We start from the raw sequence: 12970 nt of genomic DNA on the forward strand, positions 1-12970 counted from the left end.
AAGCGGAACTCATGAGCATTCGGTTCACCACGACGGCCCGCAGGGGGATGGCCGCAGCGGCAGTTGTGGTCAGCCTGGCCCTCGGCGTGGCCGGCTGCAGCAACGGCGACGACAAGAGCGGTGACACGTCAGCGTCCGCTTCCAAGGACTCCGGCTCGAATCCGAGCGCGCAGGAGGGCCGGTCGGAGGAGCCGCTCGCTGAGTTGAAGGGCCCGGACGGTCTGCTTCTGCAGATCACTTCGGCTGAGCGGGACTCAGGCGGGTTCCTTACGCTCGGAGGGAACTTGAAGAACGACGGCGGTGACACAGTCAACGTGCCTCCCCAACTCAGTGGAAACGAGACCGAGATCATCAGGAACGGCCGGTCGCTCGGAGGTGCCACCTTGGTGGACGCCAAGGGGAAGAAGCGGTATTACGTGCTCCGCGACACAGAAGGCCGCCCGCTCACCACGACCAACTTCCCTTCCATGAAGGCCGGCGAGTCCATCCCTGTCTTCATGCAGTTCCCGGCGCCGCCCGAGAGCTCGACCGAAGCGTCGTTCCAGCTGCCGCAGTTTGCCGCCGCCACCATCAAGATCTCCGGCTGAGGCAGACCACCATGACCCACACCCGGACCCGAGCCCCACGCCTGACAGTCATCCTCACCGCAGCCTCAGTCATGGTCGTCACGAACCTTTTCGGTGCCGTTTCCGCTCACGCGGCCGACGGCCCGAGCTATCCACCGGGCACCGAGCCGAAGGCGAGCGCGCCGGTCAAAATCGACGCGAACGACCCCGACCTGAAGCTGGTCGACGGCGCGACTCTCGCGGAGCCCAAGATCCTCGACATCAAATCCGTCATAGAGGACCAGGGCGGCGAGGAGCGCCGCGAGGACACCAACTCGGACGTGAAGTTCGCGCTGCAGGCGGAGGTGCTGTTCGGCAAGGACAGCGCGAAACTCAGCGGTCAGGCCAAGGCGCGCATCGCCGACATCGCCGAAGAGATCAAGGCTCAGAACGCGAAGAAGGTCCGCGTCTTCGGCTTCACGGACAACCTGGGATCGTCGGCCCACGGCGACGTCCTGTCCCGCAAGCGTGCCTCAGCTGTACACGGTGTCCTGGACGACGAGCTCGCGGACTCGGGTATCACGTATGAGGTGCGCGGCTACGGCGAGCAGTACCCGATCGCGGACAACTCCACGGAAGCGGGCCGCAAGAAGAATCGCCGTGTCGAGGTCTCCTTCCCGCGCACGGAGAGCTGAGCGCCGTTCGGATGCCGGAGGCCCCGTCCCGTACAACCGCGAACTGGGAGGGGCTTCTGGCATGTGTGCCACAGACAGGAGGCGCTCGGCGTATACGTCACGTATACTCTCTGTATGTCCGACGCCATGATTCGCGTGCCCGCCGAAGTCCGTGACCAGCTCGCCGCCGTGGCGGAGGCGCGAGGGACCAGCCTGCGCGCCCTCATGCAGGAGATAGCTGCTCAGACGCTGACTCCCGAGCAGATCAAGGAACGGGCCGAGCACACCCGCGCCCTGCTTGCCGAGCGGTTCGGGCATTATGTGACGGATGAGGACTCTGCGGAGATGCGGCGCAAGATGCGTGAAGCCACTGCCGCTCATCGGGCCGCGCTCGCCGAGGCGGAGTCGTCGCGTTGAACCTCACCGAACACTATGTCCTCGACACCGCCACGCTCCTGGCGATGGGAGGCAACAAGCAGGTCTCCGGTCTCATCCATGCGGCGGCGGCCAGCGATGACGTGCGCCTGTGGGTGCCAGTTCTGTGCCTCCTCGAGGCTGAGCGCGAGCGTGGGGGGATCGTCGCTCACGCCGGTGTGCTGCTGGACGTCCTCCGCATCGTCGAAGACGACTACGCGATGGCTGTGACCGTTGCCGAGCTGTGCCGAGACGGTCTCGGCTTCGGCGTAGCGGCAGCCGTACATACTGCGCGGCCGAACGCGATGCTCCCCGACGGAGGGCTCCTGACCACTGTCGCGCCGGAACTCTATGCCGGGCTCGGAGTCGGGGTCATGGACCTGAACCGCTGACCAGCCCGACTCCGGTGAGAGAGCTGTGCCTCGCCGTGAGTGACCTCGTGGGGGCAACTGCGGTTCAGGCGGGCCCAGGGTTGGGTCCAGGGGCCCATGTGTCGGTAATCGATTCTCATTAGCCTCGGCCGGGTGTCCACCTTGAATTGGCGCCCGCGAACTGAGGTCACGTATGTCCGGTGCCGGTAGCTCGATACCCCCGACCGGGATGTGGGGTGCGCAGAACACCCCCTCCTGGGACCGGCGTTCGCCGTTGCCACGAGAGCTGGGCTGGGCGCAGGTACTCCTGTGGGTGCAGTTCGCGCTGACGGCGCTGTACGTGGTCACCGTGCTGTCGGTGGTGACGTACTACTCCGGTGAAATCTTCGGGCTCCTGGTCTACGACTCGCTGCCCAGCGTGGCGGGGGTCTACCTGGCCCGGCGCCTGTGGCGGGGCGGGGTGTGGACGAGCCGCGCATTGATCGCCGTACAGGCGTGGATCGTGTGGCTGTCACTCGGCACGCTGTTGCACGGCGATCTGCGGGGCATCACACAGGCGGCGATGCCGATCGCGGTCATCGTGCTGTTGCGCCGGGCCCGGTCGCGAGAGTGGTTCGAGACCCCTCCCCAGGACAGGGAGGAGCGCCGGGCGTTCAACCTGGCGAGGATGATCCGCTGGCGGCGGGACGAGGGCCAGACCGCGGTGGAGTACGTCGGGCTCATCGCGGTGGTCGCGGCGATCATCGTCGCGCTGTCGGTGGGCGGCCTCGGCGGGCGCATCGCCGACGGCATCCAGTCGGCGGTCTGCTCGGTGACCGGCACGGCCTGCCCCGCTCCGCAGGGCGATGGCACGGAGACGGGTGCGGCCGGGGACAACAACGACGATGCGCAGCAAGACGGTTCGGACACCGGCACCGGCACCGGCACCCACGGCGGCAACGGCGCGGACCCGGACGGCCGCGCGAACGCGGACGGCCGCGCGAACGCGGACGGCGGCGCGAACGCGGACGATGGCGCGGGGGCAGATGCCGCTGGTGGCGCGAACGGCGAGACAGGTACGGAAGGCGACTCGGGCACCCAGGCCGGTCCCGGCGGCCAGGAAGGCACGACCGCCGACGGTGGGACGGGCGGCAACAACACCGACGGCGGTCCGGCCTGGTCGACTCGGATCATCACCTACGAGGGCGCGGGGACGAACGACACGGTCCCTCTCGCTCCGGGGCCGTTCGACCAGAGGTCGCTCTGGGACGACGTACACGACCAGGAACGCCACGACAGGACGTTCATGGACCACGTCCGTGGCTTCTTCGTGGCCCCGACCAAGAGCTTCCTGGCCAGCACCATGGACGTCGTCAGCGACCCGGTCGGCTCGATCAAGGACAGTTGGAACGGCCTGAAGGGCTACACCACGAACTGGTGGGGCGACAAGTCCGACGAGCTGGGCAAGGAGTGGGACAAGGGGAACTACGTCTCCTCCGTATGGGGCTGGGTCAACTCGCCCGAGGACTTCGTGTCCGACCTTGCGACCGACACGTTGATCGACAAGGAGAACTGGGAGAAGGGCAACTACGGCGCCTCCATCGGCAACACCGTCGTCGGCGTCGTCGGCATCTTCAGCCCGAAGACCATCACGAAGTTCACCAAGTTCAAGAAGCTGGCCGAGGTCGGTGAATCCCTCGACAAGGCGGCGGACGCGGCCGAGAAGGCCCGCAAGGCGGCCAAGGCGGGCGATGCCGAGGGCGCCCGGAAGGCGGCGAAGGACGCCGACGAGGCGGCAGACGCGGCCGAGAAGCAGGCCCGCGAGTCGGGCTGCACCATCGCGGCGCCGGCCCGCCGGATCCCGTACGGCGGCAACCCACCCGGCACCACCACTGGCCTCCTCACCGGCTCCTCCGGCACAGGCACCAGGGTCATCGCCGCGGGCCCTTCCGACTCCCCGTACATCGTCCTCGCCGAGGGCGGCTGCGACGAGGAGGCCAAACAGCAGGCCCAGGACGCTCGCAAACAGGCCGACGAGGCGGACAGGGCCGCAGACGGGGCCGAGTTGGCGGATCGCCATGAGGCCGCCAGGAAGGCACTCGACGACGAGGGCGTCCAGCACGCACCGCGGAAGATCGACGAGTTCGTTCAGCGGGCAAAGGACAACCCGGACCCGAACAAAAAGGAGATCGGCAAGGAGGAGGCCGCCCGAGCGCTGGACGACATCTCCAAACTGGCCAGGACGAAGAGCATCTCCAAGGAGGCACGTTCGTCGCTGACCAGCAAGGTCACGAACGCCAAGAACACCGACGAACTCAGCCAGGCACGTGCTGAGCTGAACGCCGTCCAGCGGGCTGCCGACAGCGAGGCAGCACCTGGCACGACTGTGCACACCGCAGTCGGCAAGGATTTCGGCAAGGAGAACGCCGATCTCGGCAACGGCGAAACGGTGAACATCTCCGAGATCAACGACGCCGACGTTCTCTATCGGGGCAAGGACGGCAAGGTTCACGCTGTGGAGGTCAAGAACACGGGTAATGCCACCATCAAGGCTGACTTCGAACGGCAGGTCGAGGATCTCGCCAAATGGCAGAGGAAGGGAAACACAGGCAGGGCTACGCGAGTTGAGGTCGAGACCACAGAGAAATGGACCAATATATTCAGCGGCTACAAGAGCGGAAAGCGGGACGGCGTCAAGTACAAGCCGGAAGGGACACCGGCCGGAACAATGGCGAAAAACGGGGTACCCGTACGGATCGCGGGTACGGACATCTCCCCCAGCCAGCTCAAGCGGATGGAGGCAGAGATCCAGGCCCGGAAGCAGGCTGGGACGATGGAATGGTCCAGGATGAAGAATCCGAAGGAAGCGATGGATTACCTGGGCGTCTCATGACGCCAGCGCCTCGGGAAGCTGCCGGGGCACGGACGGAGAGCGACTTGTGGACACCTACCTGCTGCCCGCAGCCATGCGCGAGCTACCACCGCCTTGGCACGATCTGACATACCGCAGGTCTCAGGCCCTGGAGGCACTTGCCCCCACGGAGGAGAGACGTGAGCAGGCTCGGCACGTGCTGCGCGCGTGCCTGCCCGACCGACGGCAGAGTGTGCACGACTGGGACGAGGAACTACGGGACTTCTACGACGACCGTGATGACCACACCTTGGACGAGGCAGACGCCTGGCTGACCCGGATCATGCCGACCACGTCTCAGGTCACCCGGGAGCGGGTGGTGCAGGTGGTCGGAGCCTGGGCTGACATGGGGATTCCCACGGTGCCCGAGCCACCGACTGAACAGTGGGTCGACAGGGTGGCGGCGGAGTGGGCCGCCTCGGTGCGGCAGGCGCTGGCGTACGACGCCTTCGCTTTCATCGAGCGTGCAACTACCGCGGAATTGCTGAACGATGGGGAGTCTGAAGACGCCGCGCTGCTCGCAGCGGCGTTCGTGCGGGTCGGCATGGCGGTCGAGGCGGCGGTGCGCCTGCTTGTCTCGCTCGGTCGTCCGCGCGGCGAGCAGGCCCTGATGGAACTCGTACGCGACGACCAGGTCCGGGACTTCCGCCCGTATGTGCGTTCCCGGCTTCTCGGGCTGCGCCGTTCGGTGTACGAGGATCGGGCCCGGGAAGTCACCCGAGACGAGGAGCCGCTGCTGCCCGAAGGGCTGCAGAGCCTTCCGCATTCCTGGCAGAACGACTTCGACTGGGGCGCGACCGCGCCGGATTCCCACAGCCTCGCCCAGGCGCGTTCAGCACTGGAGGCGTGTCTGACTGTCGAGCGGGCGCCGGATGACGCGCAGATGTGCAGTGACGCTCCGGCGGACTGCAGTGCCATCGCTGAGGTGGTGCGCGCCCTGATGCCGTACCCACGACTGGTCACTCGCGAGCGAATGGACGAGGCGTGGCGCGAGTGCCAGTCGTTGGGGTTCGAATTTCAAGACATCGACGCCGCGTGCTTCGCCACTGTCTGGTGCAAGAAAATCGCTGACCGGGTCACCGCGGCCGTCTTCCGCTGGCTCGCTGACCTCCCGCAAGGCGGACGAGCGGCAGGCGACAAGGAACCGGCTGTTCTGTCGGCGACGGCCCTCTGGGGCGCGGAACTCGCCGAGCGGTGCGCCCGGCGCGGCAGCGCGGTAGAGGAGGCCATCTGGTTCCTCCATTGCATGGATGACGTGCCGGACAGCCGGGAAGCGCTGGCGCGACTGGCCTTCGACCCGAGCCTGCCGGCCACGACGAGGAACGCCGCGCAGGAGTGGGCGCCATAACGGTAACGCTCTTCAGCGGCTGCTCCCAGGTGATGCCAGCGTCCGGCCGATGTACGGAGTCCCTCGCCTCGAGGCGACTGAGCCGGGGGAGTACGGCGACGAAGACGGTGCGGGCGTACTCCTCGGTCCAAGCAGGGCACCCCGGTACTGTTCCCACCACCCTCGTTCCGTACCCTCGGCCATGGTGACCAGTGCTGACACGTAAGGACCCGAAGTCCGCGATGGAGTATCTGGGGGCCTCATGACCGATGATCAGCAGGTGCCCGAGATCCTCGGGGAACTGGCGGCAGCGATTGCCGACGCTCCGCCGACCACCGACGGCTACTGGACCTCCGAAGAATCGCGCCCTCTATGAGCGGTTTGAGAGGGAGCCTGATCTGCCGCTTACCGATGGCCAGCGGCGGCTCTTCATGGCCCAACGCGCCCGCAATGCGGCGTCGTCACGTGCCCATGGTCTGTTGCGCGCGCTGGAGAAGGCTGTGGAGCACGGCCAGGTGACCGCCGTCCCAGAGGCCGCCGTTCTTGCTGAGGCGTGTGTGCACGCCAGATTTGCGGCGTTCGATGCGATCAGCGTCCTCTACCGCCTGGGCGTGCCGTATGGCGAGCAGGGAGGAATTCGGTGATTTGTGGGCCACGCGCATTGGCGCCTGGACCGCGGAAGGCATTCTGTCCTGGCTTTGGCGAGAGGACCAGTTCTCCCCGTGGGCCCAGGACCTCGCCAGGCGCTACATCGACCGGAATGTCGCCGTGGCCGAGGCGACGCGCCTGCTCTCCGAGGCGGCAGCGGCGGAGAGCGGCTCCTGAATCCGTGGCATACGACGAGGGTCACGCGGAGGTTCCGGACGACCGCTCGGCTGCGCTCCTCGGAGAGTTGGAGGCGGCGATCGCCGCTCCGCCGCCGGGAACGCCGAGGCAGCGGAGGCCGGCTCGGAGTGGGGGCCTACAGCAGATGGTCGGCCTTGCCCGCCTTGATGTCCCGGATGAGCGCCCGGAGGGCATCGCGGCTGTCGGTCAGATGGCGCTCCTCCTGCCCGGCGACGGCGATGTAGGCGTTGCCGTCGGCGTCGGTGCCTATGCGGAAGCAGTTGTTGCCTTCAGCGCAGTAGGGCTCTTCCCACGTGATCTCGGCCATGGTGACTGCTCCTCAGAGGGCTTGGGCAATGCGGTGGATGAAGTCCCGTGATGCCTGCGGGTCCAGCGACTTGGCGTGCCACCAGTCCATGTGTGCACGGTACTTGGCCAACTGGGCCTCGGCGTGAGTGAACTCTCCGCCGTGTGCGGAGTCGAGCTGCACGGTGTCGAGTTGGGGCACAGCCGCGCTGGCGTACAGGACCGCGTGCCCCGCACCTGGGAACACACCAACCTCTACGGGCAGGACCCGTACGTCGACGTTGTCGTGCTCGGACATCTCGCACAGGTGGTGGAGCTGCTCCCTGGCCGTGCGCCGCCCCCCGAACTGCATGCGTAGCGCCAACTCGTGGACATACGCGACGTATTCCACAGGCCTTTCCCGCTCGAGAACCTGCTGCCTCTGCATGCGCTGGGCAACTCGCAGCTCCACCTCCGACTTGGGGAGCGGTGGCAGTGCGGAGCCGAAGACGGCGCGGGCGTACCCGCTCAGTTGCAGCAGTCCGGGTACGTGCACGGTTTGCAAGGACCGCAGCTTTTCGGCGAACCACTCCAACTCGGCGACGTCCAGCAGACCCTGGGGGAGTATGCCGCGGTACTGCTCCCACCAGCCCCGCTTGCGGGAGTCGGCCATGGCGACGAGAGCTTCGACGTAGGCCTGGTCGGCGCAGTCATAGTTGCTGGCGAGGACTCTGATGCGCTCGGGCGAGGTGGCGCGGATCCCCGCCTCCATGTTGGAGACCTTCGTCCGGTCCAACCCGAGTAGCCCGGCTGCGTACTCGGTGGTCCTGCCGGCCGCCAGCCGCATCTTCCGCAACTCGGCACCCAGACGCCGTTGACGTTCGGTGGGCATGGTCCGTGTCGGCATTGGCACCTTCCTCCTCTGTGGTCCGACTCATTCTGCCCTTGCTGAGGAACCGAGCCAACTCAAAGGAGGCAATGTTGAGGAGTAAGTGGCACTAGTGCCGCCAACTGCTCTACCGTCAGTGACAGATCGACTACACAACTCTCCGCCGAAAACGGAAGCGCATCACGCGTGCCCGCCCGCACACTCCTGCCCTGGGAGCGGTGGGCCCGCGTCAGGGAGACGAGCCACCCGGCGGAGCGGAATCCCCCGACGACCAAGGGAGTTGCCATGCCCGCGTCCGTGACCACCTGCTCGTCCCCGGCCACCGCCCCCACACCCCCGACCCCCGAAACCCTCGCCTACAGCCTCACGCTCCCTGCCGCACTCCAAAGCCTGGCCATCGCCCGCACGGCGACGCGGACGATCCTGCGAGCCCACAGCCTGGAGGACGTTACCGACGCAGCCGTGCAAGCGGTCGGCGAACTCGCGGCCTGTGCTTGCCGGTTCACACCCTCCGCAGAGGTCTACATGTCGCTGCGCTACCGGGAGTCCGCCCTGCGCGTGATCCTCTACGACGGCCACCCGCGTCACACGAATCCCCGCCTGGCGGCGGCCTGCGACACCCGCCGCCGAGCGTCCCTGCGGGTGCTCGCCTGTGTGGTCAAGGCGTGCGGCGGCAACTGGGGTTTCGGCGATGCGCGCGAGCCGGGCGGCGGTACGCGCATGTGGGCCGTGCTTCCGCACGACGGCGCCCGGGCGTACGTACGCGGCGCCGGCGTACTCGAGCGATAGGCCCCGTCGTTTAGGCCCCGTTTTGGGGCCACGGGCCCATCCCGTCCCGCCGTCCCCTTCCTACCCTCGGGCCGTGTCGCAGAACGAAGGTTGGGGGGGACATGGCCTCGATCGGGGGAGCGCCGGAGTTCGGGGCCGGGTGGCCGTCGGGGAGTGGTGGGCGGCGGGACCTGCCCGGCTCGCTCGCGACGGCGCTGGTCCTCGTCCACACCCTCTTCGCGGTCACGGTCGTCGGTGGCTTCGGCCTCCTGCTCACCGCGGCCTCGTACGACGCCCTGGACGGCGGCGTACTCGCCCTGACCGCCTACGCCGCCGCCCCAGGAGCAGTCGGCTGGTGGTTGGCCCGACGTACCTGGGAGGGCGGAGCGAGGATCAGGGGCGGGCTGATCGCCGTACAGATCTGGCTGATCCTCGGCTCGATATCCAACATCACCGACGGATCACCGCGCGGCTACACCCAGCTCTTCCTCCCCTCGCTGATCCTCTACTTCCTCACCCGCCGGGACAGCCGCGACTGGTACCGCCTCCCCGAGTCGGCCAGGGCCGAACGCCGCCCCTTCTCCCTGGCCCGGATGATCCGCTGGCGCCGGGACGAGGGCCAGACGGCGGTGGAGTACGTGGGGCTGGTGGCCGTGGTCGCGGCGATCATCGTCGCTCTGCTGGTCGGTGGTCTGGGAACGCAGATATTCACCGGCATTCAGTCGGCGGTGTGCAAGGTCACCGGAACGTCGTGCCCGGCGGAAGCGGGAAACGGCGGGGAGGAGGTTCAGGCCGGCGACGGCGCGAACGAGACCGACGGTGACGGCGCAGCCGGCCAAGGCCAAGGCGGTCAGGGCAAGGGCGGCCAAGGCGCCGAGAACGGCGGATCCGCTGACGGTGACACGGGGAGTGGCGACACAGGCAACGGCGACACAGACAACGGCGACACAGACAACGGCGACACAGACAACGGCGGCACAGGCAACGGCGGCACCGGGAACGACGGCGCCGGCGGAAACGGGCCCGGCGGAGCCGGTTCCGGAGGCCAGGGCACCCCTGGGTCCGACTCGGGCGGCCAGGTCGGTGAGGAGGGCGTCGACAACGGCTCCGCCTCGCAGGGCCGCGAGGACACCACCGTCTCGTACCCCGAGGAGACCGACGAGGAGAAGAACGACGCAGCTGAGGGCGAGCCAGGATGGGAGGAGGACGAGCAGGCCGCCGGGAACAGCGGCGACGACGGCGACGACGGCTGCACCTCCGGCGTCGGGGCCTTCTTCGGCTGTGTGGGGGACCAGTTCAAGCAGGTGGGGCAGGGCCTGTTCGTCGACGGCATCTGGGGTGACGTCACGGGCATCTGGGACACGGTCACCAACCCGGGTGAGGCGTGGGAGGGCCTGAAGGACTACGGCAGCTCGCTGGGCGACCAGTGGTCCGAGGACGCCAAGGACGCAGGCGAGAAGTGGGAGAACGGCGACTACTTCGACGCGCTCACCGACTGGGGCGGCGCGTCGTTGAACACGGGTGTCAAGGTCCTGGACGACACGTTCGTGGGCGACGAGGTCCGTGACCAGTGGAACAACGGCGAGAAAACCCGCGCGGTCACCAACGTCGTCTGGAACGTCGGCTCGCTCTTCATCCCCGGTTACGGCGAAGCCAAGATCGTTCAGAAACTCGGCAAACTCGGGAAACTCGGCAAAGTCGGCAAGCTCACCGAGAAAGCCGCGAAGGCGGCGGAGGACGCCAAGAAGGCGGCCAAGGCCGGTGACGCCGACGCCGCAGCGAAGGCGGCGAAGGAGGCCGACGAGGCGGCGGACGCGGCCGAGGAGAGGGCGAGGAAATCCGGCTGCACCATTGCCTCTGCTCCCGGCCGCCGCGTCCCGTACGGCGACATCCCGGGCCTGACCGGGTCCGCCGGCAGCGGCACCACGGTCCTCGCCGCCGGCGGGTCCCGCGCCCCCTATGTCGTACTGGCCGAAGGCGGCTGCGACGAGGAGGCCAAAAAGCAGGCGGAGGAAGCCCGCAAGCAGGCCGAGGAGGCCGAGGCGGCCGAGAAGGAGGCGAAGAAGGAAGAAAGCCGCAAGAAGGTCGCCAAGTGGAAGAAGCCCTCCTGGTACAACGACCTGAAGAACCCGCGAAAGGGCTCCAAGGACGGCGGTGACGGCCAGTGGAAGGCCAAGAAGGCGGTGGCGTACTGGCCGAGCATGGAGCGCTGGATGCGCTACCAGGAGCAGGTCACCAATGTGAAGCGGGGCAAGGAATACGCTGTCAAGGATCCGAGGACGGGCAGGGATGTCGACTTCGATGGCTGGGACTCGTCACGGCAGACTTACATCGAGGCGAAGTTCGGATACGGCAAGAAGGTCGGCGAGGACGGGACTCTTCAGAAGGCCCAGGCGGACAAGTTCATCGAGCAGGCGCAGCGCCAGCTGCGCGCTGCGAACGGCAAGCCCGTCGAATGGAACTTCTCCAACAAACGGGTGGCCGAGGCCGCACAGAAGGCGTTCGACGACGCCGACCTGGACGTAGTGGTCAAGCACATCCCGGCGGAGAAGTAGGAAAGAGGAGCGCGTATGTCGGGCGAAGTGGTCGTGAAGGTCTCCTGGGGGCCCAGGCCGGAGACGCCTGAGCAATTGGCTCAGCGGTGGCTGGAGCTCCTGACCGGCCTGTCGGAGCTGTCCGAGCTGTCGGAGGGGGCGCCGGCCGAGTGGCGCTGGGAGGAGGATTCCGGCCCGGGGCAGCTCGTACCCGTGGAATCCGAGGAATTCGCTGCGGCACTGGAGGCGGCCAATACCCAGGAGGACCGGGACATCCTCGGCTACACAGCCAATGTCGTGGCCACTCAGTCGGACGGCGCATACGTGCGGGCCAGGGTGATCGCGGGAGGCTCGAACGAATACTCCCCGTTCACGGCGGTGGTGCACCTGTTCCCCGCGTCCGATTCGGCGGCCGTACCCCTGACGGGCCGGTTCACCGAGGTGCTGGCGCTTCTGGCGGACGTGTGGGACGCGGACCATGGGCTGACTTACGACCGGCCGCTGTACAACGAGCTCAGGTCGGCCTACGGCCTGCGGGCCTCCCACCCACGCGCGGGGTGGGCGGTCTACCTGTCGGAGAGCCGCGCCGCGCGCGTCCCGGACGACTTCTCCGCTCTGCGGCGCCTGCCCGGCAGGCACGGCGGAGTTGTGCTGGAGATCGCGGACAGCTCCGGCGGAACGCCGTCCACCCAGGCGGTGCTCGCCGCTCACAAGACGCTTGCCGGGACCGGTGCTCTGGACCCCCTGCCGGTCCCGGCCACGGAGGCGAAGCTGTGACGGTGCGGGTCGGTGAGCGGTTCAAGATCTCGGTGAACGACGAAACAGTGAGTGCCCCTCGATGAGCGTGCAGCAGTACATCGCCCGCATCGACGAACTCCTGGCCCGCCCCCTGACCGGCGGCGACGCCTACCACCTCGTGACCCTGCGCGAGAGCAGGGACTTCGCTCCGCCGAACGACGACTGGGACGAACTCATGCGGACCAGCGAGGAGTTCGAGGCGGAGCTGAAGGACCTGGCAGCGGCGTTGGACGCCCGGTGGGGTCCGCACGGGTCCATGTCCATGGAGGACTACGCCAACGCCTTCCTGGACCCGGACGACGACGAGCTCCCGCCCTTCTTCCGGGAGCTGTGCGAGAGCGGATACTTCGGCGACCTCCTGTACTGGCGGGTCGGCGACCGCCTGGTCGCAGTGAGCGTCGGCCATGAGGACAAAGAGGAGCCGGTCGTGCTGTTCGCCGGGGTGACCCGTTCCGATGAGGGGTTTCCCGACTAGGTCGTTTCTGATGGCTCTTGGTGGGCTGGGTGATCTCGTAGTTGACCGGGCAGGACGCCCGTATGGTGCGGCGACACGAACTCACGGACGCGCAGTGGCGGAAGATCGAACCCCTCCTGCCCGGCAACGGCAAGCCGGGTGGGCAGTGGGCGGATCACCGCAGGGTGATCAACGG

13 protein-coding genes and 1 pseudogene are annotated in these 12970 nt (G+C 67.7%); 12 read left to right on the plus strand and 2 right to left on the minus strand.

Annotation, left to right across the window (positions count from 1 at the left end; all coding sequences use genetic code 11):
• The first annotated feature begins 11 nt into the window (after positions 1-11).
• The 7 genes from ABZ192_RS32250 to ABZ192_RS32280 all read left to right on the plus strand — a co-directional run bounded on the left by ABZ192_RS32250 (position 12) and on the right by ABZ192_RS32280 (position 7046).
• Complete coding sequence (locus ABZ192_RS32250; protein ID WP_356928017.1) at positions 12-587, plus strand: hypothetical protein; 576 nt, start codon at positions 12-14, stop codon at positions 585-587.
• Between the two features lie 11 nt (positions 588-598).
• Positions 599-1240, plus strand: coding sequence for an OmpA family protein (locus ABZ192_RS32255; RefSeq protein ID WP_356928018.1), 642 nt, complete (start codon positions 599-601; stop codon positions 1238-1240).
• Positions 1241-1354: 114 nt separating this feature from the next.
• A complete protein-coding gene (locus ABZ192_RS32260) occupies positions 1355-1636 on the plus strand; it encodes an Arc family DNA-binding protein (protein WP_356928019.1) in 282 nt (93 codons plus the stop codon).
• Entirely contained in the window at positions 1633-2025 is a 393-nt protein-coding gene (locus ABZ192_RS32265; protein WP_356928020.1) for a hypothetical protein, read from the plus strand. Before ABZ192_RS32260 ends, ABZ192_RS32265 begins: the two co-directional genes overlap by 4 nt.
• Positions 2026-2197: 172 nt before the next feature.
• Positions 2198-4876, plus strand: a complete 2679-nt coding sequence (locus tag ABZ192_RS32270) for a hypothetical protein (protein ID WP_356928021.1) — start codon at positions 2198-2200, stop codon at positions 4874-4876.
• A gap of 46 nt (positions 4877-4922) precedes the next feature.
• On the plus strand, positions 4923-6242 hold the full coding sequence (locus ABZ192_RS32275; protein WP_356928022.1) for a hypothetical protein: 1320 nt from the start codon (positions 4923-4925) through the stop codon (positions 6240-6242).
• A 597-nt stretch (positions 6243-6839) separates the two neighbouring features.
• Positions 6840-7046 carry a hypothetical protein gene (locus ABZ192_RS32280; RefSeq protein ID WP_356928023.1) on the plus strand — a complete coding sequence of 69 codons (207 nt, stop codon included), beginning with the start codon at positions 6840-6842 and terminating at the stop codon, positions 7044-7046.
• A gap of 136 nt (positions 7047-7182) precedes the next feature.
• Here ABZ192_RS32280 and ABZ192_RS32285 read toward each other — a convergent pair whose 3' ends face one another.
• Positions 7183-7374, minus strand: coding sequence for a hypothetical protein (locus tag ABZ192_RS32285; protein ID WP_356928024.1), 192 nt, complete (start codon positions 7372-7374; stop codon positions 7183-7185).
• Between the two features lie 12 nt (positions 7375-7386).
• Positions 7387-8238 carry a helix-turn-helix transcriptional regulator gene (locus ABZ192_RS32290; protein WP_356928025.1) on the minus strand — a complete coding sequence of 284 codons (852 nt, stop codon included), beginning with the start codon at positions 8236-8238 and terminating at the stop codon, positions 7387-7389.
• A 267-nt stretch (positions 8239-8505) separates the two neighbouring features.
• Here ABZ192_RS32290 and ABZ192_RS32295 point away from each other — a divergent pair, with 267 nt between their 5' ends.
• The 5 genes and pseudogenes from ABZ192_RS32295 to ABZ192_RS32315 form a co-directional block, all read left to right on the plus strand.
• Entirely contained in the window at positions 8506-9009 is a 504-nt protein-coding gene (locus ABZ192_RS32295; RefSeq protein ID WP_356928026.1) for an ATP-binding protein, read from the plus strand.
• A gap of 101 nt (positions 9010-9110) precedes the next feature.
• Positions 9111-11543 carry a Tox-REase-5 domain-containing protein gene (locus ABZ192_RS32300; protein ID WP_356928027.1) on the plus strand — a complete coding sequence of 811 codons (2433 nt, stop codon included), beginning with the start codon at positions 9111-9113 and terminating at the stop codon, positions 11541-11543.
• A gap of 15 nt (positions 11544-11558) precedes the next feature.
• Entirely contained in the window at positions 11559-12299 is a 741-nt protein-coding gene (locus ABZ192_RS32305) for a hypothetical protein (protein WP_356928028.1), read from the plus strand.
• A 61-nt stretch (positions 12300-12360) separates the two neighbouring features.
• Positions 12361-12795: a hypothetical protein gene (locus ABZ192_RS32310; protein ID WP_356928029.1), complete on the plus strand. Its 435-nt coding sequence runs from the start codon at positions 12361-12363 to the stop codon at positions 12793-12795.
• Between the two features lie 65 nt (positions 12796-12860).
• A pseudogene (locus ABZ192_RS32315) lies at positions 12861-12970 on the plus strand (IS5/IS1182 family transposase); the annotation flags it as partial.

It is taken from the genome of Streptomyces sp. NPDC006235 (assembly GCF_040613735.1).
GTDB lineage: Bacteria > Actinomycetota > Actinomycetes > Streptomycetales > Streptomycetaceae > Streptomyces.

Bases quoted from the DNA above. Each gene is read 5' to 3' on its own strand.
- ABZ192_RS32290 (WP_356928025.1), bottom strand. From the start codon at position 8,238: ATGCCGACACGGACCATGCCCACCGAACGTCAACGGCGTCTGGGTGCC.
- ABZ192_RS32270 (WP_356928021.1), top strand. From the start codon at position 2,198: ATGTCCGGTGCCGGTAGCTCGATACCCCCGACCGGGATGTGGGGTGCG.
- ABZ192_RS32310 (WP_356928029.1), top strand. From the start codon at position 12,361: ATGAGCGTGCAGCAGTACATCGCCCGCATCGACGAACTCCTGGCCCGC.
- ABZ192_RS32300 (WP_356928027.1), top strand. From the start codon at position 9,111: ATGGCCTCGATCGGGGGAGCGCCGGAGTTCGGGGCCGGGTGGCCGTCG.
- ABZ192_RS32285 (WP_356928024.1), bottom strand. From the start codon at position 7,374: ATGGCCGAGATCACGTGGGAAGAGCCCTACTGCGCTGAAGGCAACAAC.
- ABZ192_RS32255 (WP_356928018.1), top strand. From the start codon at position 599: ATGACCCACACCCGGACCCGAGCCCCACGCCTGACAGTCATCCTCACC.
- ABZ192_RS32305 (WP_356928028.1), top strand. From the start codon at position 11,559: ATGTCGGGCGAAGTGGTCGTGAAGGTCTCCTGGGGGCCCAGGCCGGAG.
- ABZ192_RS32260 (WP_356928019.1), top strand. From the start codon at position 1,355: ATGTCCGACGCCATGATTCGCGTGCCCGCCGAAGTCCGTGACCAGCTC.
- ABZ192_RS32295 (WP_356928026.1), top strand. From the start codon at position 8,506: ATGCCCGCGTCCGTGACCACCTGCTCGTCCCCGGCCACCGCCCCCACA.
- ABZ192_RS32250 (WP_356928017.1), top strand. From the start codon at position 12: ATGAGCATTCGGTTCACCACGACGGCCCGCAGGGGGATGGCCGCAGCG.
- ABZ192_RS32280 (WP_356928023.1), top strand. From the start codon at position 6,840: ATGGCGAGCAGGGAGGAATTCGGTGATTTGTGGGCCACGCGCATTGGC.